The sequence below is a fragment of the Calothrix anomala FACHB-343 genome, assembly GCF_014696435.1.
Lineage (GTDB): Bacteria > Cyanobacteriota > Cyanobacteriia > Cyanobacteriales > Nostocaceae > Aulosira > Aulosira anomala_A.
Window position 1 is genome coordinate 26,571 of record NZ_JACJQG010000075.1, and the last position, 21,552, is coordinate 48,122.

A 21,552-nucleotide genomic window follows, 5' to 3' on the forward strand; every position below is an offset into this window, starting at 1 on the left:
TAGCGTCATTTATAGCAATAGTGATAAATATTTGAGATATATAGAGATGAAGAAGGGTTTATTACATAAGCTGCCATTATTGTTGATATTCTGCCTATTTACTAGCTTATTACCTGCTTCAGGATCGGTTTTCTGTACTGCATCTGCTCATGACGACTACAGAATAACAGATAGAGATTATGGCACAGATGGTAGTAAAGGTAGCGATGGGCGTTCTGGTAGAAGTGGGCGCAACGGTGAAAACCAAACTATTGTTGTAGATGGTTCGCCTGTAAATCTCGATTTGTCTGGTCAAAATGGCGAAGATGGAGAAGATGGTGAAAGAGGCGATCGCCCTTCCTGTCGTAATCAGCCAGATGATGTATCCCACGATATTCATGCACCAAATGGCGGTGATGGTGGTAGAGGTGGTAGAGGTGGTGATGGAGGAAATGGTGGTTCCTTGACTGTTTATTACAAGAATTTGGAAGATTTACGCAAAATCTCCATCCGGGCGACTGGTGGTGAAGGCGGACGCGGTGGACGAGGCGCTAATGGCGCTCAAGGTTGTAATTGTCGCCGTCGCAAATGGGAAGTTAAAACCTGTACGGGAACTCCTGGTAGCCCAGATTATAAGTGTACGGAAAAAACTTATCGCTGCCATGACGGTCAAGATGGACGGACTGGTGAGGATGGTAGTGATGGTAACAGAGGTCGCTTAGGCACTTTGAGTATTGTCAAAGGTAAGGAATCCTTAGCGGCGGACGTTCCCAGTTTACAAGTAGCAGTTGCGGAATTAGCCGCAAAGCAATTTAACCTTTCCAAAAATAAGTGGAATATCAAGACAGGGGCGAATGTTTTACTTGCACCTGGTTCCGCGATCGCCGATGAGTACCGCGAATTTGACCAACGCTTAGAAGGAAATTTTCAGCTAGTATGGCAAGATAGACAACCAATCAGCAGTTTTGCGGGTCAGGTGGCAACAATAAATTTAAACGATAATAAACAAGTTGAAGTAACTTTTCCTGAAGATTTATGGGTTGATGGTAACAGTAAAACTGAGGCGAATTTGACTACTTTTACAGTAAATAATGCAATTGCTAAAAAGGATGTAACACGTTTAGCAGTAGCGGAATTTGCTGGCGCAGAACAAAATCTCAATTTAAAAATAGTCGATTTAGCCGCTAAATCTGATGCCCTGCTGACAAAGTTCCGCGTAAAATTCCGGGCACAGGATAATTCTTCCGGCTTCTCTGATTTCCGCACTGTATATGAAGGCGATCTCCCTGGTGAACTTGTGACTCGCGATTATAATCGTTTTATTCTCGCTTTAGGTAAACTGCCAATTCCCGCAACCGCCCTTAGTCCTGGCGTTAATGTTGATATTGAAGTCATCGCCACTCGTTCACTAGGAGGACGTTCAGCCAAGCAAAGCATTAATTGGCAAGGTCAGATTCGCAGAAGGTAATACCAATTGAAAATTAAAAATTAAGAATCCAGACAGAACAAGGCGTTGAGGTTATGTATCTATCGCATTATTTTTTCAAATTGCTATAAGACTTGTTCACCGTTGACTATTGACCGTTGACTATTGACTGTTGACTCTTTAACAAAGATTACCAAATCTAAAATATGATTTTATGTATTAATTCTTTATTTAGATTTATATGTCGCTTCCTGTTCTGACTCAGCGCATTCGCAGTCTGTGGCAGCCTAGAAGAGGTTTAGCGATCGCAGAAGCTTCTGTTATTGGTATTGTTGCTGCTTTATCGGCGGTGTTTCTCAAAGTGGGGTCGGGATGGTTGGGTACTTGGCGAGTTCATAGTACCCAGATTTTACCAGCATGGGTGGTTTTACCCTTAGTGGGTATGGGTTTTGGGTTTCTCTCTGGCTGGTTAGTGCAGCGTTTAGCCCCAGAAGCCTCCGGAAGTGGGATTCCCCAAGTCAAGGCGACGCTGGCGAATGTGCCGATGACACTATCTTGGCGCGTGGCGGCTGTGAAGTTAATCAGTGCGATTATTGCGTTGGGTTCGGGGATGACTCTTGGACGACAAGGCCCGACTGTTCATGTCGGTGCAGGTTTAGCGGCGGGATTGAGTCGCTGGGTTCCTACTTCCCCAGATCACCGACGACAGATGATTGCTGCGGGTGCCGGTGCTGGTTTGGCGGCGGCGTTTAATGCACCGATCGCTGGCGTATTGTTTATTGTGGAAGAGTTACTGCAAGATTTATCGGGAATTACTCTCGGAACTGCCATTATTGCCTCGTTTATTGGTGGGGTAATCTCTCGGTTGTTGGGTGGTCGCAGTTTGGATTTGAATTTACCTTCCACCGAATACATTAGTCAATTTTCTCTGCCGGAAATTCCTTTCTTCTTAATTTTGGGTGTCTTAGCAGGGTTATTGGCTGCCTTATTTAATCAAGGTCTAGTATTTAGTATTAAAGCCTACCGGAGATTGCATGTTAGTTTACCGCTCAGAATTGCTTTAGCTGGTTTTATCTCTGGTTGTGTGGTGGCAATGTTGCCAGCATCTTTCCGCGATAATACTGGGTTAAGAGAATATTTAATTACAGGACAGTCCAATGCTTTATTAGCTGCGATCGCCTTTGTTGCTCAATTCGTTCTTACCTTAGTAGCCTTTGGTTCTGGCGCGCCAGGAGGGTTATTTGCGCCCAGTCTCATTTTAGGTTCTTGTTTAGGTCATATTGTCGGTGTATTTGAATCTCAACTTTTAGGCGGCGATTCCCATACTACCTACGCCTTAGCGGGAATGGGCGGATTTTTTAGCGCCGTTTCTAAAGTCCCAATCACAGCGATTGTGATTGTGTTTGAAATGACAGCAGATTTTAACTTGGTGCTACCGTTAATGATTGTCTCTGTCACCTCTTACTTAGTAGCAGAGAAGGTAGTACCGGGTTCTTTGTATGAAAAACTTTTAAAATTAAAAGGCATTACCCTAGCTGCAAACGTCCCTATAGAAGGGATCATGACCAAGTTAACAGCTAAAGAAGTAATGCAACAGCGAGTAGAAACTCTCGATGTCGAGATGACTATTGAGGAAGCGCTTCAAGCCTTTTCTCGTTCTCATCATCGGGGTTTTCCCGTAGTCGAAGAAGGTAAATTAGTCGGAATTATTACTCAATCAGATTTATTCAAAGTTCGCGATCGCAACTTACCCAACGATACATCGATTGGAGAGGTGATGACATCCAAGCCAATCACAGTCACACCGCAACACAATCTGCGAAATGTGCTGTATTTGCTGGATCGCTATCAAATTAGTCGCTTACCGGTAGTTGAAGGGCGCAAACTGATTGGGATTATTACCCGTGCAGATATTATCAGAGCTGAAGCCGATCATTTAAATTGCGAAAATGCAACTATGGGGCCGCAACCGGAACCATCTTATGTAGTTTATCAAACGCGATCGCCCAATATTGGCAGAGGCAGATTATTAGTGACAGTGGCGAATCCCGAAACAGCCGGGACTTTATTACAAATGGCTGCAGCTATAGCCCGCGATCGCCATTATGAGATAGAGTGCGTCCAAGTTATTTTAGTCTCGCGCCACAGTTCGCCCACAGAAACCCAAGTCAGAACTGCAAAAAGTCGCCGCTTACTTAGACAAGCGGAAGTCTTAGCGAAAAAGTGGAAAATTCCCCTACATACACAAATTCGCGTAGCTCACGATGTTGCCCAAGCAATTTTAGAAACCATCAGCGAACGCCACATAGATTTAATTTTGATGGGTTGGAAAGGCAACACATCTACCCCAGGTAGGATTTTTGGCACAGTTGTTGATACCATCATTCGCCAAGCTACCTGCGATGTTGTTTTAGTGAAATTAGGTAATGGTCAACAGTCAACAGTCAACAGTCAACAGTCAACAGTCAACAATCAGTATAGTTTTAACCGTTGGCTAGTACCAATGGCTGGCGGGCCGAATGCAAGGATAGCAATTAAATTACTCCCTGCTTTGGTGACATTAGGAAACGATCCGCAAATTCGCCTTACCAGGGTATTCACACCGTCAGAATTAGCACCAGACATGACAGTTTTAGAACAAGCCATTCGTCAATTAATTCGCCGTCGGAAGCTATCTAGTACTGTAGTGGCTTCGCCGGTGAAAGCTGATTCTGTTTCTCAAGGTGTAATTAACCTCGTGAAAACCGAAGGTTATGATGTAGTTGTTTTAGGTGCTTCCAGGGAAGGATTATTACAGCAAGCAATTCAAGGTAATATTCCCGAAGCGATCGCTTCTGGTGTCGAAAGTACAGTGATTTTGGTCAGAGGTGCAGTTAATAGTTAGGGTATTGACTATTAAATCGTTATTGCTAATCGCACTAGTCTCAAAAATTCTGCGATCGCTTACAACTATCTCAGCTATAGGGCGATCGCTTACAACTATCTCAAGCTTAGGCGATCGCTCAGTTTTCCCAAATAGCTTGCCAAGATGTTTTCTAAGCGTCAACAGGCAATAGAATAATGGGAATGTGTGTCTGAAAAGTGTAAAAATCATTATCAGTAGTCAGGATGCTGTAGCTTCGACGATGAGCAACTGCACAAATCAAAAAATCAGTATTTGAACCCTGGATACCATTGCTGCGGCAAGTATTGAAAAACTCTGCTGCGAGTTCGTAGTCTTCAGCTATGAGTTCTAAATCTGGGAAACCTCGCAGGTAATCTCGCAGACGGGTAAACTGTTCAAAATTGCGGATTCCAGAAAGAATTTCTTGGCGAATTGCGCCAAGCATTGCAACTTGGTCATCAGTGATTAAATTTTGTAATATTGCGACGATAGGGGAAGAATCAGGTGGCGTTCTCCGACGCAGAGCCAGTGACCAAACTGAAGTATCAACGATCGCACTCATGTTTGCTGACGTTGGTGTTTGTAGTCATAGCCTTCGTCATAATCGATAGTACCAAAGAGTTCTAACACTTTTAGCCGTTTGCGACGTTGAATATATTCGCGCAGTGCTGTTTCCACCAGAGAATCAATGCTCACCTGGTTGTCAAGTGCCAACGCCTCTTGTAGTAAAGCTTCGTTGATGTTTAGTGGTGTAGCCACAATTAATTCCCATCCAACAACTGTTTAAATTGATAGTAGCGCACTCTGCTAGGAGCGATCGCACCATATTTATAGCAATATTGTGATAAAGTAGATATAGATTACAAGGCGCGAAAACTGTGCCCGAAACAAGAGTTATTTTTTATCAAGATCGAGATGGCGTAGCTCCGGTTCTGGAATGGCTGAAGATGCTGCTGAAGCAAGATCGTAAAGGCTATGCCAACTGTGTGGCTCGCATTCAACAACTGGCAAGTACAGGTTACGAATTGCGACGACCTGCGGCAGATTATCTGCGTGACGGAATTTATGAATTACGGGCAAAACATGTCCGGGTGCAGTATCGCATTTTATACTTCTTTTCTGGACAGAATGTAGCGATTTTAGCTCATGCGATCGCGAAAGATGAGAATCAAGTCCCTGATATGGAACCTGATATGGAAATTGAGCGAGCGATTCAGCGAAAGACTGAATTTGAAGTCAATCCAGCAATTCATACCTACACAGAGGAAATAGAAAATGGCTCAGACAAATGATGCACTGAAGATTCTGCAACAAATGACTTCTGAAGATCCGGAAATGGCGGAAATGATCGAGGAATCTTCATTAAATGCAGAACTGGCACAACTTATTTATCATGCTCGGAGGCAAGCAGGATTAACTCAACAGCAACTTGCCGATCGCATTGGCACAAAACAGTCGGTGATTGCGCGGCTAGAAGATGCTGAGTATGAGGGACATTCGCTTTCCATGCTGCAAAAAATTGCTTATGCGCTTAATCAAAGGTTGGAGGTTCATCTGATTCCCATCGCGCCTGATGAAAATCACACTGAACAGCGTAGTGCATAAATTGGGAAATGAGTTTGTGCGATCGCTTATCCAAATCAAGCTTAAACAGCGATCGCTAATTCTGCAATTCGGCGATGCCGTACTCTCGCCGAATTGCGAATTCTACAAGATTGGCGATACCTGCGGTAAGCTACGCTAACGCAAAACCAATTTAACCCAGAGAATCGGTGAGATGGGCTAAGATCAGGAGTATATTTTGCAAGCTCTGAACGCCATATCATGCAGATTAGAGTTGACATTCCCGATGAGTTGGCACTCAGGCTGAGTCCACTACAAGACCAGTTGCCCCAGATTTTAGAATTGGGATTGCGAGAATGGAACGCAATTGGTCAATCTGGTTTTTCTGGCTTGGCAGAAGTGTTGGAGTTTTTGGCAAATCTTCCCTCTGGGGAGGAAATTTTGGCATTGAAGCCGTCTGAGGCGTTACAACAGCAAATTACCAGCTTGTTAGAAAAGAATAGAACGGTGGGATTAACAGACCAAGAACAACAAGCTTGGCAGCAATATGAATATGTTGAACATTTAGTGCGGATGGCTAAGGCGAAAGCATTGCTGAAGCTCAAGGCGTTGTAACGGATGAGCAAAACATACATCTCAGCAGCGCTCAGACGCTTAGTTTGCGATCGCGCTAATCATGCTTGTGAGTATTGCTTAATACCGGAAATTGCGGTTCTTGTGCCTCATGAAGTCGATCATGTAATTGCCGAAAAGCATGGTGGACAAACAGACGAAACTAATTTGGCACTGGCCTGTACAATTTGCAATAAGTATAAAGGCAGCGACTTGACATCAATCGATCCCAGCAATGGAGAAATTGTGAGGTTGTATCAGCCGCGTCACGATCGTTGGTACGACCATTTTCAGTTAAAAGATGGCGAAATTCAGCCGTTGACTGCGATTGGGCGGGTGACGGTGCGATTGTTACAGATGAATCGTCCGGAACGTGTGGAAGAACGAAAGGTGCTGCTACAAGCAAATGTGCTAATTGTGCCCGACTGTTAATGAGGGTGATGGCTAAATTGCTTTGCAAGTAATTGAAATAAGCGATCGCCAATTATGTTGTCCATTGCAAAATTGCTTGAACCTTACGTTACCCAAACGGCGATCGCACTATTGAGATTTGTTGATTAGTTTGCCCAAATTTAGTAAATAAACCATAATTCGGCGATGCCGTACTCTCGCAGCTAACATAGCCTACAATATTGGCGATCGCACTAGCCTAAAAAATTCAGCGAGCGCTCATAACTACTCTAGATATGAGCGCTCGCTTATCCAAATCAAGCTAAAAGAGTGATCGCTGATGCGTTATGCTTTTGCTTAAGCGTAACCATGCCCACAGGGTTATACGCCTCAAATCACCGATCCCAAACCTCTAATAGGCGAATCTGATATTACTGAGCAGGTAAGAGTTTTTTAGCTAGTTCTAGTGCAGCTTGTTTTGGACTTATAAAATTGAAACCTAAGGTCAGATGCTGCGGTTGCCCTTTCATAAACACAACCTCGATAGCCATCATAACACTACCGCCTTGTGTAGCTTGCAGTGAACCTTCAAACTGTGCAGACTTAACATCCAGCAGTCCCCCTAAGCCAACCTCAGCAATGAATTGACCAACAGTCGCCATCGCTCCAACAGACTTTTTAATGCCTTCTAACGAAAGGATGGCAACCTGCAATGCACCGGTTGCTGTTTCACGAGCGGTAAACAAACCAACTATCCGAGGATCAGCGTCAATCGGGAAGGTTTTAGCACCCTCTTCAATGCCCCGCAATGTCAGTTTTGCTAATTCAAGGGCACCATTCGCTGTTTCACGGGCAGTAAACAAACCAATGATACGAGGATCGGCATCAATGGGAAAAGTTTTGGCTCCTGCTTCGATACCGCGCAACGTTTGTTTAGCGACTTCTAATACTCCATTAGCAGTAGCTTTGGCAGCTTCAATTCCTCCAATTTTCGTATAAAGAGCTGCGATTTCAGAGCCTTTAGCTGCGGCATAAGCTGAGAACTCTGCCCATCGGTAGGACTGTTGATACCACTTTGAACTATCGAACCAACGCCTTTTATCTGCAATATCGCGTTCAAGTTGAGAAATACGACTCTTAGTACTATTAATTTCGTTTTGAAGTTTATCAACCTCAGCTTGGGCACTCCTAACTGCGTTCTGAGCGTCGCGTAACCGTTGCGTATCGCGATTGCGCTCACCCTGGATGGTATTTCTCATATTGTCAATATCACGGTTGAGCTTATTGACTTCATTCTGAGCTTTGCTGACTTCCGCTTGAGCAGTTTGTAACCGACGAGTATCACGTTCGCGCTCACCTTCAATGATTTTTCGCGTTTCTGCAATAGTGTTGTTTAGCTTATTGACCTCATTTTGGGCTTTATTGACCTCATTCTGAGCTTTCGTCAGTTCGCGAGTGGCATCATCGGCAGCAGATTGAATCGCAGCAGTAGCTTCCTTTCGCAGGTAAGAAAGCAGATCATTTCTCATGCTTGCCTTAACCCAGATACCGCTACTACTCTTAAAGTCTGCACCCTTCACTTCCAGGTTAGCCTCGAATAGGTTAAATATTTTACCTTGGGTCAAGAAGTAAAAGCCACTATCTGAGAAACTTAACTGGGTTTCGCTGACCAACCCCAAAAGTTCAACAGCACCCGAGATATCTATCTTAGGAGACACTGTTGGGTTTGGCGACAGTTTGAAGTAAAGGAAGGCGTTCGGTTGTCCACTTGAGCCTTTCAACTTAAAGATGCCGCCGACGTTAATCGGCTCAACTTCAGCTTTCAGTTCTGTGCCTTCAAGGTAGTCAATCGAGAGGGAAGCTGTCGCCCGTAGCCCCCAGAAGTTGAGAGTACCACGTAGGTAAAAGCCCTGCTCAAAGGTTAACTCACCAATGCTAGTGGGCTGGGGCACAATGTAAATGTTGACGTTTTCAAAGCCAATTTTTAGAATCGTACTCGCGACAGAGCTGGGAATAGCCCGTGCCACAGATGCACCACAGAAAGTATTTATCACATCCATCAAGTAGAGGCTGTTGAAAGCGATCGCCAACATACTCCGACTGGGCATGGCAGAGTCAAATTTAACAGCGACAGCACCTTGGAAGTTTCCTACTTGAAGAGTACCAGCAATGCCGATAGTGGGTAGCGGTGGTGGAAAGCTCACCCCTAAATCCAGGGCAACATTGCCGATCATCACACCTTTTGTGCCAAAGGGTTCATTCCATAAGCCGACCATTGATGCCTGAAAAACAGCAGCGCGAGGCTGCACCTGCATTCCACCGACAAAAGCCAGAGTACTATTATCAAGGATAGCAGTGACCGCACCCAAGAGCGTCAACGAAAAATTGCTGGGTGATGGCTGAAGTCGGAACTGAATATCCCCAAAAGCAACACCTTCCGACAGTTTGAACTCACCATCAATTTGCGCTTCCAGCAAAATGTCGGATGGATTACCCCCAATTGCCGTTTTGACTCGCACTTGCTCAATACCCAGAAGAGCATCAACCCCCAGCCCTTGCATATTCAAATTGGCGATAAAGTTAAGACCGCGAATCACCGCTATATCTGATCCAACTTCATCCAGGCTGGTTAGGGTTAATGTCCGGTCATTTGAGGATGAAAGCACCATTGCTGTATCTGAAAACCTCAGCCCATCCAACACACTTAATTCCTTTGCAATGGTGGAGAATTTCCAAGAAGTTGGAGGCAAAAAGCCAACAACAAATCCCCAATCACTGGCGATTTTCTTGACCAAGAGTTCTACTATCCCTAAGGGAGAGTCAGCTTTAAGTGAGAAAAATTTACTTTGGGGAGCAATCGTAATCGCAATATTTTTGAAATCAACGGCTAGAACACTTGTCGGTATGGGAATATCGTGCAGGATACTACTGCCACATAGACTCTGCAAAATAGGCGACAATTTTAGGGCAGGCACATTGCTAGTTAATACAAACTCGCCAGGGAAGGTGTAATTACCGCGAAATGAACTACCAGCCACTTTAAGTTCGCCACCAATGGCTCCAGTTGCTACTTTTTTGCCATTTTCAACCAAAGTTCGATTGAGGGTGAGGGTAATGTCATCAAGTTGCAACCCATTAATCCCTACAGGAATGAGCCAGGGTTCCATCGCGGCGGCATTGACTTTAAATTCGCCTGTTTTGGGAGTTAGAGTCAGCGCTAGTTCAGTTAAATCTAGATTTGGTACTTCATTGGGTAACGAGATCAAACTCCCCATAAGTCTATCCACCAGAGCTTTGAGGGAGATACGTTGTCCTGGCGTAATTTCGCCCGCAAAGACTAAGGCGCGATCGCTGCTATAGTTACTGGTTAGGAGTAGTTTTGTTCCATTTATATCAACAGCACTATTGAACTTTGCAGTGACTACTTCTCCAACAGAGTCAATCTGACCTTCAATTGCAGTCAGAGCTAAAGTAGCACCGCCCAGATCGATATCCCAATCATTCACCAATGTAAAAGCCGCATTGTAGATTTTAGCTTTCGGTTGGGTGACAAGGCGCAGAGTCTGAAGTACACTCCTCGGCAACTGTGATGGATCTAGCGGTAGGGATGCTAATAAATCAGCAACAGTAAGTTGACTCCCCTCCCTGAGTCCACCTTCGATCACTAGATCTGGCAACAGGTTGCAGGTTGTATCTAGCGTGCTTGCACCTAATGTCATTGAACCTGTAGTAATTACTTGAGTTACTTTTTTGTTAAGTAATTCCAATCCAAGTGTAATTTGCTCGAGTACAGGCAGACTAAGCCCTACAGACTTCAAACTTTCGGTCAGGCTGCCAATACCCATCAGCATAGCTAATTCAGCAAGCTGGGGCATATCGTTTGAAGTAACCGTCAGCATTAGAGTACCGCTATTTGGATCTGATAACGAACCTTGTACAGCCAGGCTGCGATTGCCGACTTGGAGATGAAATGCTCCATCCAAATCTAAAGTTGCACTAAGTTTGTCATCTTTTCCTTGGGTTAGGGTCAATGCAATTTTGTTTACCTCTAAATTGCCTGCTCCATTGGCAGCGATAGGGTAAACAAGGGGTTCAGTCATCGACACTCGCAGAGAATCTTCATCGGGCTGAGAAAGTTGAACAGTATCCAGTTTACTCTTGCCCATAACCCCATTAAGAAATTCAAGAATTGCTGTGGAGTTAACGGAAATTCCTTGTATCGGGTTTACTTGCTGCAACAGGTTGGACTCAATCTTTTTCTTGGTTTCGCTTAGATTCATCCTGCTTTATCCTCAAATAATTGGTTTACGTCATCTAAAATTTAGAGATGTCTTTACAAACAAATCCGCAAGTCAATTCATCACTTAGAGGTATGTCTTACTAAGTGTTATGTTCTGGAGTAGGACTGTGAGAAATCCTTATAGAGCCTTGGCAATCTCTTCCGCTTGGGCGGCTTTTAGTTCATCTTGAGCTGCCTGAAGAGCTAATTCAGCTTCAATTAATCGAGGATCTGATTCGATGGGATTGTTATAAACTCCCTCACGAAACGCTTCAAGCTGGATCTTACTTTTCTCTAAATTTGTGATTGCAGCTAGTTTCTCTTGCTCAAGCTGGCTAATTTTGGCTTCACCTTCAGCAATGGATTGACTTCGCCAATTGATTTCAAAGTCTAACTTTTCGCGTTCTTGTGATTTTTCTATTTGAGCAATACTGCTATACCACCGCTTCCATTCATCAATTTCATGTTTACGCTGTTTACACTCTTGTTTTTCTCTATTAATTTTGTTCTCTACTTTCTCAAGCTGCATTTCTGCTTTCAGAATGTCAGCTTTGATTACATCTTCTGATCCCGGTACATTAGCTCTTTCATCTTCGATTTGCAGTCTAAGCTCTGAGAGCACACTAGTCAGAAAAACAACATTTGCATGAGCTGCCTGCACTCGATCTGTAGGAGATGGAGAAGTCGTTTGTTGAGCCATGATTATAATTTGATATCCTCTACGTAAAAATCTTAAAGGCTTATTACATTGCTATCTTCTGAGGATCAACTGCCCTATCCCCTTGTGGGTGGGGTTTTACGCACGATCAATAAAGTGATAGCTGAAGCTTATATGAGCACCCTTGCTTAATTCTCGTTTCACCACAAACTAGAAGCGCCAATATCTATATCAACAAGGGCGTACCTTAGAAGTAGGATTCATGATTAAGCATTCAATTCTTGGAGTTGTTTAAAAAACTACCAAAAACTCTGTGATGCTGTCTTTACAGAAAAGTATGGAGTTAAAGTATGTAAAGTATGGTTTGATAAAGATTAATACTTAATTATATTTACTTAAAAGCGTATGGAGTTTGCACAGGCACAGGCGATCGCTAACTCTGCTGTCAATCAAAAGCTCGCTAGAACCCTGACTGAGGTGGAAATTGCTCTGTTGTTCGGTGCTTGTAATAACTTGACCTATGAGGAAATTGCCGATCGCTCTGGGTATTCTATAAACTACTTACAGCGAGATATCGGCCCTAAGTTCTGGAAGCTTCTCAGTGATATCTTTGGTCGCAAAGTTAACAAAACAAATCTGCGTGGTATTCTGTCTCAATTTACTCCCCCAATCACAGATAGCCAACCGCAAATTCCCCGTTGCGTAGATTGGGGTGAGGCGATTGATGTTTCTCACTTCTGCGCTCGTGAAGCAGAAATAGAAAACCTGAGTCAGTGGATAATTGCAGAACGCTGTCGCCTCATAGCCCTGGTGGGAATGGGTGGGATGGGTAAAAGTGCTTTAGCTGCTAAAATTTCTCAATTGGTACAAACAGATTTTGAATTTGTAATTTGGCGCAGTCTCCGTAACGCCCCACCCTTAGAAACTTTATTAGCTGAACTGGTTGCTTTCCTTTCCCAACAGCAAGACAGCCAAGGAAAGTCAGAACGGTTGCTGCACTGGCTGCGAACTCATCGCTGTTTGGTAATTTTGGATAATCAAGAGACAATCTTACAACCAGGCGATCGCGCTGGCTACTATCAGCCAGATTTCCAAAACTATAGCGATTTGTTGCGATCGCTGGGAGAATCGAGTCATCAAAGTTGTATTTTACTCACCAGTCGGGAAAAATCTGCGGAAATTGCCATTTTGGAAGATTGGAATGGCGGAGTGCGATCGCTTTCTCTCAAAGGTTCCTGGGCAAGTTCCCTAAAATTAATTGACTCTAAGCAACTTGTGGGAAGCGAAGCCCAAAAACGCCAACTGTGTGAATTTTATAGTTGCAATCCCCTAGCAGTAAAAATGATTGCGGCTTCGATTCAGAGTTTGTTTGCTGGGGAAATTAACGCCTTTTTACAGACAGAAACCCTGGTATTTAACGGTATCCGTCGCTTGTTAGAGCAACAATTTGAGCGTTTATCATCTCTAGAACAGACAATTATGTATTGGTTGGCAATTAATCGCGAATGGACTGCGATCGCTCAACTAGAAGCAGATATTGTCCCTGCGGTTTCTCGCGCTAGTTTGTTAGAGTCCCTAGAATCGCTCACTTGGCGCAGTTTCATCGAAAGGCGATCGGGTGAATATACCCAACAGCCCGTGATTATGGAATATGTCACAGATTGTTTAATTCGCCAGCTTGTCAGTGAATTATTAATACTTAAAACATCCTTTTTTAACCATTATCTAATTCTAAAAACAACTGTTTTAGACTATATCCGCGAAAGTCAGATTCGCTTAATTATCAATCCAATAATTGAAAAATTAAAAGCGGCATTTCAGCATAATTTTGCACAGTTAGAGCAGCATTTAAAATCGGTTTTGCTGGCATTACGTAACGATCCAGAATCAACCTTTGGTTATGGAGTAGGAAATTTTATTAACCTGTGTCTGCGCCTAAAAATTGACCTCACTGGCTATGACTTTTCCCATCTGAAGATTCGCCACGCAGATTTCCGGGGTGTGCGGTTAAAAGATGTTAATTTTCAATTTGCTCATTTTGCTCAATCTACCTTTACCCAACTCTTTGCAGGTGGAGTATCTGCAAAATTTAGTCCTGATGGGCAGCAATTTGCTGTTGGCGATACCAAAGGAGAACTGCATATTTTGCAGGTGGAAGGGATGCAGCCATTAATATCGATCCAGGTACATCAAGGCTGGATTATGGGCGCTGATTGGCATCCTGATGGCACAATGTTAGCTAGCGGTGTCGATGGCGTAGTCAGCCTTTGGGATGCCCGCACAGGTCAAAAACTGCGGGACTTGCACGGCTATAACAGTTCCATTTTGGCATTAGCCTGGAGTCCCGACGGTAAATATGTAGCCTGTGGCGGGCAACAGTCCTTACTTGTGGTTTGGAATGCTATCACTGGAGAGCATTTGACTGAGCTTGGAAGTAACTCTGGCGATCGCAGTTGCTGGATTATGAGTCTGGCATGGTTAGCGGATGGGGCAGTGCTGGCAGGAGGCTATACGGATAGCACGATTAAATTTTGGGATGTGGTGACTGGCGAGTGTATTCGCGTAATTTCAGACCGTGAAAATTGGGTTTTTTCTGTGGCAATGCATCCCAATGGCAAAATCATCGCCAGTAGTGGGTACGATAAAACCGTTAAACTTTGGAATTGGCAAACAGGGGAATGTTTGCAAGCCGTTAACACCCAAGAGCCTTTTTATCAATTAATGTGGAGTCCGGATGGCGAGAGACTAGCAGGGGGAAGTATGAATGGTTGTGTTGTCAACCTGTGGGATTGCTCTTTGCAATGTCTAAAAGTGTTGCAGGGACATGAAAACTGGGTTTGGTCAGTTTCTTGGAGTCCGGATGGCAGCATCCTTGCTAGTACATCTTTCGATCAGGTGGTTAAATTGTGGAATACACAAACCTGGCAATGTGTCAAAACGTTACGCGGCTACAGTAATTCATCTTGGTGTGTCCGGTGGAGTAACGATGGCATTCGTCTGTTGACCGCTAGCACCAACCATACAGTGCAACTGTGGGATGGTCAAACAGGGGAATGTCTGAGAGTTTTTTGCGGGCATAGCAACGAAGTGATGTTTGTTGCCTGGAGTCCAGACGAACGCTTAATGGCAAGTGGCAGTGGAGATACCACTGTTCGCATTTGGGATGTGCAGACGGGGGAATGCTTACAGGTGTTGCAGGGACATCAAAGTTGGGTAAGGGGAGTCACCTGGTGTCGGGATGAAAATTGTCTGATTAGTTGCGCCAGTGATGGAGCGGTAAAACTTTGGGATACTCATTCTGGGCAATGTTTATTAACTCTGTCAGGGCATAGTAGTCTGGTAAATTCCGTTGCTTGGTGTTCTGTAGGCAATCAAGTTGCCAGTGGAGGTTTAGATGGAACTGTTCGGTTTTGGGATTTAAGCCGTGGTGTTTGTTCTCGCGTCATTTCTGTGGGTCGTTTCATCGGTAGCGTTGCCTTTAGTCCAGACGGCAAAACCTTAGCCAGTGGAGACTACGACGGTGTAGTTCAACTTTGGGATGTGGCTTCTGGAGAGTGTTTAAAAACCTTCCTGGGGCATACAAATGGGCGGATTTATTCAGTGGACTGGAGTGCCGATAGCAACAAAATTGCAAGTACCTGTACTGATAAAACAGTGAGAATCTGGAATGTTGACACGGGGGACTGCGAACAGATTATCCAGGGCAAAAATCACGGAATGTCGGTGCATTGGCATCCAGTCAAGGACTTACTGGCGATCGCATTTTTAGAACAACCAATTCAAATTTACGATCTGCAAATCGGTGAAACTGTGCAAACTTTAAGCAGATATCTTCCCTATGAAGGCGTCAATATTAACGGGGTAAAAGGAATTTCTGAGGGGCAAAAAATGAACCTCAAAGCATTAGGAGCTATTTAATACCAATTTTCTATGAAGATGCATATAATTAGCCTGCAAAGGCAGGCTTTGTTTGTTTAGCCCCACCCTTCTAGGGTGAGGGCGTTAATGTGCAGCCTCACATAGAATTTGTATAAGCTTACTCAAAATAATTTATCCTATTTGCAATTTACAGCTATTTTCAGGTAAATAGACCACGCTGTAGGGGCACGGCATCAGTAAAATTATTGTATGTACCAAAAGATTGTGGGTGCCGTGCCCCTACAAAGAATTTATCTTTCGCAAACATTATTTGAATTGGTATAATTCAGCTTGAGAAGAACGCAGCAAAAATTATTTAACTTGGTAAATTAACCGCTTCTCTCACTTTGGCAATAAAAAATAAATTCGGGTTAGGCAGACTATTTTTAAAGCCAACAATTATAATATAAAACTTTAATATTTTCGTTTTTTTCTCAAATCAATATACATTGATATCATCTCGGTACTTACGCAAAAATGACGTTAAAACCTTGATTTACCATAGGGGCAATTCATTAATTTCACTTACATTCCGTACTTGCTGCCTAAGTCATACATATTTTTGTGAAATGGTATTACTTTCACTTTGCTAAAAATTCATGATGCTATCTTTAAGCCAACTCAAATAGTATGAAGATATAGCTATTTGCAAAAAATATCGATTAAACTATGAATCAAATATTACTACTTAACTTATAAAAAATGAGTCGCAAAAAAGCTAATACATGGTTTATTTTGTTGTCCTTGATATTTATAGGTTTTGGCGATAGCTTCCTCCCCAAACCTTTAAGTACTGCCAGCTTCCAAGCTCGAACAAAAATCAACGAATTTATAATTGGCTTGTTTCCCGATTGGGAGCCAAAAACTAACCCTTATTCGCGTACAGAAAGGGCTTTAGAAGAAACTGAAAAAGGTGGTTCCCGGAGGTAGAAAAATTCTGAATTTCGACAACAAGCAGGGGCACGGCATTACAGACTTGCAGTAAAATTACCTTTGATGGTGCCGTGCCCCTACAATTTGGGTATTTTTAATTGGAAATCTTTACGGATAAAAAATTGTTGCATTGGCAACAACCAGGGTATCCATCAGCCGAGAGAAACTTTTAAACTGCTGGGTTGTCCCAGATTACCATGCAACACCACACCTCGCTGATTGGCGTACAGGTGACGCAGAATTATGTAAATTGCCTCAATTTTTTCGGTTGCGCCTGCTTTTTCGGCAATTTCTGCTAAAGTCAAGGGAGATTTTTCTGTTTGCAGCACTTCAATGACGCTTTTTTGTAAATCAAGAATAGCAGCTGCGGCTTTTTTACCAGCTTCTACCCCTGGTTGGTGGTAAGCGTTGATGTTGACTAAGCTAGCATACAATCCAACAGCACGCTCGTATAAAGCAATCAAAGCGCCAACAGTACGCGGATTAACTTGAGGAATAGTAACTGTGATGGAATCGCGGTGATTTTCGTAAAGTGCTTGTCTGGTTCCTTGGAGAAAACCAGAGAGATAATCGCCTGATGTTACTCCCGGATCGATTTCTGGAGATGGACTTTGACGATCTTCTAAAACTTCAATTAAGGTAGCAAAGAAATTGGGTACGCCTTCGCGTAACTGCTGTACGTAAGCATGTTGATCTGTTGAGCCTTTGTTACCATAAACAGCGATACCTTGATATACGGTATTACCATCTAAGTCTTTTTCTTTACCCAAAGATTCCATTACCAGCTGTTGCAGATAACGGCTGAATAATAGCAGGCTGTCCTTGTAGGGAAGCACAACCATATCTTTTTCACCCTTACCATTGCCAGCATAGTACCAAGACAAAGCGAGTAGGGCGGCTGGGTTATTTTTGATATCTGCTACACGGGTAGCATCATCCATTTCTTTTGCGCCTTCTAGAATGGCGCGAATGTCAATGCCTTGCAAGGCGGCTGGTACTAAGCCAACTGTAGACATTTCAGAAGTGCGTCCTCCTACCCAGTCATACATGGGGAATCTCGCTAACCAGCCTTCAGCTTTGGCGATTTTATCTAAGTTGCTATCAACGCTGGTAATAGCTACTGCATATTGAGAAAATTCTAAATTTTGCCCAGCGTAGGCTTTTTTAACTTCAATCATGCCATTGCGCGGTTCGGGTGTGCCGCCAGATTTGGAAATTACCAAAACTAAGGTGCTGGCGAGACTGTTGCGCAATTGGGTGAGAATGCGATCGATTCCTGCGGGATCGGTGTTGTCAATAAAGTGAATTTTTAGCGGTGGAAAATCGGGAGACAGGGCTTCAGCAACAAATTGGGGGCCTAAAGCAGAACCACCAATGCCAATGGAGATAATATCAGTAAAGCGATTAGCTCTAGGAGGATGAATAGCACCTGTTTGGATTTTTTCGGCAAAGGCTTCGATTTGTTCTAAGGTTTGGGCAATTTCTTGGGTAAGTTCTGGAGTTGGGGCTAAATCGGGATTTCGCAGCCAGTAATGTCCAACCATGCGATTTTCGTCCGGATTAGCGATCGCACCCTTTTCCAGTGCTACCATATCCGCAAACGCCTGATCAAACTTCGGCTGCAACGAATCTACAAAGGTATCATCAAACCGCATCCGACTCACATCAAGATACAGCCCTAATCCCTCGTGGAAATATAACCAATTTTGGTATCGTTGCCAAAGTGCTTTAGCATCCATAAGGGAAATCTCAACTTTAAAGTGTTTTTCAAAAACCAGTTTAATGTAAGGTTACAGCGATCCCTGCTTTGCCTTATACAGTTTTAAGTGTTGATCTAAGCTCTACCGTTAGACATCCGGCATAGGTATGACACATAAAAATTTCACAATTTCACCTCTGACTTCTATCCCAATTAAATAATTATCAACCGTGAAGCGGTGAAATATACCATCATTATCAAGTTGCCGCAGTTGGGGAAGAGTACGCATTTGCCAGTGGTGCGGAAACTCGTAAAATATAAAATTATACACCTGCTCATAAGCAGATGTTTCTAAACTCTTCAGGTCGTGTAAAAAAGACCTAGTATAACGCACTTCTACAATCACTAAGTTTCACTTCCCCAATACATTAACTGTCGAATTGCCTCATCCTGAGTTAAGATGTCCCACGGTTGCTGCGATCGCTTGGTTTCTTCTATAGCCTTGAGCATAGAAAAGTCACAATAGAGATTGTGGACAACTTCCCAAGTGGTTGGTACATCCTCATCCGCCAATTGATCGATTAAGTGATGAATTCTCGTTCGTAATAAATTCATAAATTTAACCTTTGTCATTTGTCATTCGTCATTCGTCATTTGTTGTTCTCTGTGTCGCTGCGTCTCACCCTCAGCTTGTCTCCCCTAAGCTAATCCAAAAATAGTATGCCCATAAATTAGGCGATCGTTAACCGTAAGATGGCACGATGCCTTACAATCTGGGGCTAGGGTAGGGACTAGGGGCTAGGGACTAGGGAAGGAAGATAAGGAGAATAACAAATGACAATTGTACAGACGCGATTAATCGCGTCTCTACTGACTAATGACTAATGACTAATGACTAATGACATATGTTTGAATATTTAATTTTTTTAGCGATTTCTACAGCCACCTTTGCCCTGTTCAGTTTGGGACTAAACTTGCAATGGGGTTTCACGGGGTTAATTAACTTTGGTCATATTGCTTTTATGACCTTGGGAGCCTACACAACGGTATTGTTGACCTTAAAGGGCGTTCCCATCTTATTATCGGCAATTGTCGGCGCTATTGTTGCCGCTTTGTTAGGCTTGGTAATTGGTTTTGCTACTCTCCGTCTGCGAGAAGATTACCTGGGGATTGTCACCATCGGCGTGGGTGAACTAATTCGCTTGGTGGTGAATAACCAAGATTTACCTGTGGGTAATACCTGGATTTCCGGCGCTTTTGGTGTGCAAAGTTACCCGATACCTTTTGCAACTACGCCGAATATATTTTTCAGATTTGTGATGATGGGTTTACTGACAGGACTTTTGGGCGTTACAGTTTTCTCATTGTGGCGCTGGATAAATACTACTAGAGTATCTAGCGGTACTGAGACTTTAACGAAGAAAACTAGTAAACAAGAATTCGCATCTCGGCTGAGTGTGGGGCTTGTGTTGGGACTGTTGGCGGTAATTGTTTATATTTCTGGCATCGTCACCCTATATAACTACATCCCCAAAGCGGGGTTAATGGTGGTAGCCTTGTTAGTCTTAGCTTTTGTTTTCTGGCGGTTGGAAATGTTAGTGCGATCGCCTTGGGGTAGAGTTCTTAAAGCCATCCGCGAAGATGAGGAAATTCCCAAAGCTTTAGGTAAAAACGTCTTTTGGTATAAACTGCAATCATTGATGTTAGGCGGTGCGATCGCGGGAATAGCAGGTGCATTCTTTGCTTGGCAACTTAGCGCCGTTTATCCCGATAATTTCCAGCCACAGCTAACTTTTGACGCTTGGATCATGGTAATTTTGGGCGGTTCCGGGAATAACATCGGCACAATTTTGGGTGCGGTGATTTACTTTGCCTATGATGCCATTACCCGCGAACTCTTACCGAAAATTATTCCCTTAGATGAGGCGCGGTTGGGTGCATTTCGCATCATGGTAATCGGGTTAATTTTGATGGTACTCATGATTTGGCGTCCACAAGGTATCTTAGGGAAAAAGGAGGAACTTACCCTTGGGAAATAACCAGTCACCCCAACTTCCCTTACTGGCGGCTACTGGACTGTCTAAAAGCTTTGGTGGGATTAAAGCCGTCAATGATGCCAGCATTGAGGTAGCTAAAGGTAGCATCACAGGTTTAATTGGCCCTAATGGTGCTGGTAAAACTACCTTTTTTAACTTACTTTCTAATTTCATTCGTCCAGATAAAGGGCGCGTGATTTTTGATGGGGAACCGATTCATCACCTCCAACCACACCAAATTGCCCAACAAGGCGTAGTCAGAACCTTTCAGGTAGCCCGGACTCTTTCACGGTTGTCGGTGCTAGAAAACATGCTGCTAGCGGCGCAAAAGCAAACTGGCGAGAATTTTTGGCAGGTACAATTCCAACCGCATATAGTAGCGAAGGAAGAAAAGCAGCTCAAAGAACAAGCAATGTTCTTGTTAGAGTCAGTGGGTTTGGCAAAAAAAGCCCACGATTACGCCGGTGGTTTATCTGGGGGACAACGCAAGCTGCTAGAAATGGGGCGGGCGCTGATGACGAATCCCAAGTTAATTTTGTTGGATGAACCCGCAGCCGGGGTAAATCCGCGATTAATTGATGATATTTGCGATCGCATTCTTCACTGGAACCGCCAAGACGGCATGACTTTTCTGATTATCGAACACAATATGGACGTAATTATGTCCTTGTGCGATCGCGTTTGGGTATTAGCTGAAGGTAAAAACCTCGCTGACGGTACACCCGCAGAAATTCAAACTAATCCCCAGGTTTTAGAAGCTTACTTAGGGACTTAATTCAGCTATTCTGCTTTTAAGTTCCACAATTCATTGCGAGGGCTGTTGACAGTTAACCGTTGACAGTTAACAGCCTTGATTAATAGTTATGCAATTTATACCGATTCTCTATAAACTTGCACTAAATAATTAAAATCTCTCTTCTTGCTTTTTTCTTGGCGTTCTTCTCTTCGAGACGCTAACGCGTTGGCGGAAGCCTCTCGCAGAGAAGGCGTTCTTGGCGGTTCATAAAAAAATAAAGTGCATCGTCACGGAGAATTGGTATTAGATGCGCATTAGCTTAAAACTCCACCTTTGACACTCCCCGCCCTAAAGGGTCGGGGATTCTACATTCACCCTAGTTACTTGCTCTACCAGGGTTTCCCCAAGCAGAGTAGAGGTTACTAGTCCTGTAGCGTTA

General features: G+C 43.6%; 18 protein-coding genes. 11 read left to right on the plus strand and 7 right to left on the minus strand.

Annotated features, from left to right (window positions below; translation table 11 throughout):
* Nucleotides 1–46: 46 nt before the first annotated feature.
* Together H6G08_RS30680 and H6G08_RS30685 are read left to right on the plus strand one after the other, a co-directional pair.
* Complete coding sequence (locus H6G08_RS30680; protein ID WP_190550053.1) at nucleotides 47–1,447, plus strand: collagen-like protein; 1,401 nt, start codon at nucleotides 47–49, stop codon at nucleotides 1,445–1,447.
* 199 nt (nucleotides 1,448–1,646) lie between these two features.
* On the plus strand, nucleotides 1,647–4,289 hold the full coding sequence (locus tag H6G08_RS30685) for a chloride channel protein (protein ID WP_190550055.1): 2,643 nt from the start codon (nucleotides 1,647–1,649) through the stop codon (nucleotides 4,287–4,289).
* Nucleotides 4,290–4,440: 151 nt separating this feature from the next.
* Here the strand turns inward: H6G08_RS30685 and vapC are convergent, their stop codons facing one another.
* Both vapC and H6G08_RS30695 read right to left on the minus strand, forming a co-directional pair.
* A complete protein-coding gene (vapC, locus tag H6G08_RS30690; protein WP_190550063.1) occupies nucleotides 4,441–4,851 on the minus strand; it encodes a type II toxin-antitoxin system VapC family toxin in 411 nt (136 codons plus the stop codon).
* Nucleotides 4,848–5,048, minus strand: coding sequence for a type II toxin-antitoxin system VapB family antitoxin (locus H6G08_RS30695; protein ID WP_190550065.1), 201 nt, complete (start codon nucleotides 5,046–5,048; stop codon nucleotides 4,848–4,850). The genes vapC and H6G08_RS30695 overlap by 4 nt, the downstream gene beginning before the upstream one ends.
* 119 nt (nucleotides 5,049–5,167) lie before the next feature.
* Here H6G08_RS30695 and H6G08_RS30700 point away from each other — a divergent pair, with 119 nt between their 5' ends.
* From H6G08_RS30700 to H6G08_RS30720, 5 genes are all read left to right on the plus strand, one after another.
* Entirely contained in the window at nucleotides 5,168–5,581 is a 414-nt protein-coding gene (locus H6G08_RS30700; RefSeq protein WP_190550067.1) for a type II toxin-antitoxin system RelE/ParE family toxin, read from the plus strand.
* Nucleotides 5,565–5,894 (plus strand): type II toxin-antitoxin system RelB family anti-toxin, encoded by a 330-nt coding sequence (relB, locus tag H6G08_RS30705; protein ID WP_190550069.1) that lies wholly within the window; start codon nucleotides 5,565–5,567, stop codon nucleotides 5,892–5,894. Before H6G08_RS30700 ends, relB begins: the two co-directional genes overlap by 17 nt.
* On the plus strand, nucleotides 5,887–6,033 hold the full coding sequence (locus tag H6G08_RS30710; RefSeq protein WP_190555535.1) for a hypothetical protein: 147 nt from the start codon (nucleotides 5,887–5,889) through the stop codon (nucleotides 6,031–6,033). Before relB ends, H6G08_RS30710 begins: the two co-directional genes overlap by 8 nt.
* 80 nt (nucleotides 6,034–6,113) lie before the next feature.
* Nucleotides 6,114–6,467, plus strand: a complete 354-nt coding sequence (locus H6G08_RS30715; protein WP_190550072.1) for a hypothetical protein — start codon at nucleotides 6,114–6,116, stop codon at nucleotides 6,465–6,467.
* A gap of 3 nt (nucleotides 6,468–6,470) precedes the next feature.
* A complete protein-coding gene (locus H6G08_RS30720; protein WP_190550074.1) occupies nucleotides 6,471–6,896 on the plus strand; it encodes an HNH endonuclease in 426 nt (141 codons plus the stop codon).
* Nucleotides 6,897–7,285: 389 nt separating this feature from the next.
* On the opposite strand, the gene H6G08_RS30725 is transcribed toward H6G08_RS30720, so the two are convergent.
* Both H6G08_RS30725 and H6G08_RS30730 read right to left on the minus strand, forming a co-directional pair.
* Entirely contained in the window at nucleotides 7,286–11,134 is a 3,849-nt protein-coding gene (locus H6G08_RS30725) for a hypothetical protein (protein WP_190550075.1), read from the minus strand.
* Between the two features lie 138 nt (nucleotides 11,135–11,272).
* Nucleotides 11,273–11,833 carry a hypothetical protein gene (locus tag H6G08_RS30730; protein ID WP_190550077.1) on the minus strand — a complete coding sequence of 187 codons (561 nt, stop codon included), beginning with the start codon at nucleotides 11,831–11,833 and terminating at the stop codon, nucleotides 11,273–11,275.
* 363 nt (nucleotides 11,834–12,196) lie between these two features.
* Between H6G08_RS30730 and H6G08_RS30735 the strand changes: the two genes are divergently transcribed.
* Both H6G08_RS30735 and H6G08_RS30740 read left to right on the plus strand, forming a co-directional pair.
* Nucleotides 12,197–15,709, plus strand: coding sequence for a WD40 domain-containing protein (locus H6G08_RS30735; protein WP_190550079.1), 3,513 nt, complete (start codon nucleotides 12,197–12,199; stop codon nucleotides 15,707–15,709).
* Nucleotides 15,710–16,411: 702 nt separating this feature from the next.
* On the plus strand, nucleotides 16,412–16,639 hold the full coding sequence (locus tag H6G08_RS30740; RefSeq protein WP_190550081.1) for a hypothetical protein: 228 nt from the start codon (nucleotides 16,412–16,414) through the stop codon (nucleotides 16,637–16,639).
* Nucleotides 16,640–16,794: 155 nt separating this feature from the next.
* On the opposite strand, the gene H6G08_RS30745 is transcribed toward H6G08_RS30740, so the two are convergent.
* From H6G08_RS30745 to H6G08_RS30755, 3 genes are all read right to left on the minus strand, one after another.
* Entirely contained in the window at nucleotides 16,795–18,381 is a 1,587-nt protein-coding gene (locus H6G08_RS30745; RefSeq protein ID WP_190550083.1) for a glucose-6-phosphate isomerase, read from the minus strand.
* A gap of 108 nt (nucleotides 18,382–18,489) precedes the next feature.
* Nucleotides 18,490–18,747, minus strand: coding sequence for a cytotoxic translational repressor of toxin-antitoxin stability system (locus tag H6G08_RS30750; RefSeq protein WP_190550085.1), 258 nt, complete (start codon nucleotides 18,745–18,747; stop codon nucleotides 18,490–18,492).
* Nucleotides 18,747–18,956: a hypothetical protein gene (locus tag H6G08_RS30755; RefSeq protein WP_190550097.1), complete on the minus strand. Its 210-nt coding sequence runs from the start codon at nucleotides 18,954–18,956 to the stop codon at nucleotides 18,747–18,749. Before H6G08_RS30755 ends, H6G08_RS30750 begins: the two co-directional genes overlap by 1 nt.
* Nucleotides 18,957–19,246: 290 nt before the next feature.
* Between H6G08_RS30755 and H6G08_RS30760 the strand changes: the two genes are divergently transcribed.
* A complete protein-coding gene (locus tag H6G08_RS30760) occupies nucleotides 19,247–20,380 on the plus strand; it encodes a branched-chain amino acid ABC transporter permease (RefSeq protein ID WP_190550087.1) in 1,134 nt (377 codons plus the stop codon).
* On the plus strand, nucleotides 20,370–21,152 hold the full coding sequence (locus H6G08_RS30765; RefSeq protein ID WP_190550088.1) for an ABC transporter ATP-binding protein: 783 nt from the start codon (nucleotides 20,370–20,372) through the stop codon (nucleotides 21,150–21,152). Before H6G08_RS30760 ends, H6G08_RS30765 begins: the two co-directional genes overlap by 11 nt.
* Nucleotides 21,153–21,552: the final 400 nt, after the last annotated feature.

Coding starts and splice junctions, on each gene's coding strand:
- H6G08_RS30725 (WP_190550075.1), bottom strand. CDS start 11,134: ATGAATCTAAGCGAAACCAAGAAAAAGATTGAGTCCAACCTGTTGCAG.
- H6G08_RS30680 (WP_190550053.1), top strand. CDS start 47: ATGAAGAAGGGTTTATTACATAAGCTGCCATTATTGTTGATATTCTGC.
- vapC (WP_190550063.1), bottom strand. CDS start 4,851: ATGAGTGCGATCGTTGATACTTCAGTTTGGTCACTGGCTCTGCGTCGG.
- H6G08_RS30740 (WP_190550081.1), top strand. CDS start 16,412: ATGAGTCGCAAAAAAGCTAATACATGGTTTATTTTGTTGTCCTTGATA.
- relB (WP_190550069.1), top strand. CDS start 5,565: ATGGCTCAGACAAATGATGCACTGAAGATTCTGCAACAAATGACTTCT.
- H6G08_RS30730 (WP_190550077.1), bottom strand. CDS start 11,833: ATGGCTCAACAAACGACTTCTCCATCTCCTACAGATCGAGTGCAGGCA.
- H6G08_RS30735 (WP_190550079.1), top strand. CDS start 12,197: ATGGAGTTTGCACAGGCACAGGCGATCGCTAACTCTGCTGTCAATCAA.
- H6G08_RS30715 (WP_190550072.1), top strand. CDS start 6,114: ATGCAGATTAGAGTTGACATTCCCGATGAGTTGGCACTCAGGCTGAGT.
- H6G08_RS30720 (WP_190550074.1), top strand. CDS start 6,471: ATGAGCAAAACATACATCTCAGCAGCGCTCAGACGCTTAGTTTGCGAT.
- H6G08_RS30685 (WP_190550055.1), top strand. CDS start 1,647: ATGTCGCTTCCTGTTCTGACTCAGCGCATTCGCAGTCTGTGGCAGCCT.
- H6G08_RS30760 (WP_190550087.1), top strand. CDS start 19,247: ATGTTTGAATATTTAATTTTTTTAGCGATTTCTACAGCCACCTTTGCC.
- H6G08_RS30755 (WP_190550097.1), bottom strand. CDS start 18,956: ATGAATTTATTACGAACGAGAATTCATCACTTAATCGATCAATTGGCG.
- H6G08_RS30745 (WP_190550083.1), bottom strand. CDS start 18,381: ATGGATGCTAAAGCACTTTGGCAACGATACCAAAATTGGTTATATTTC.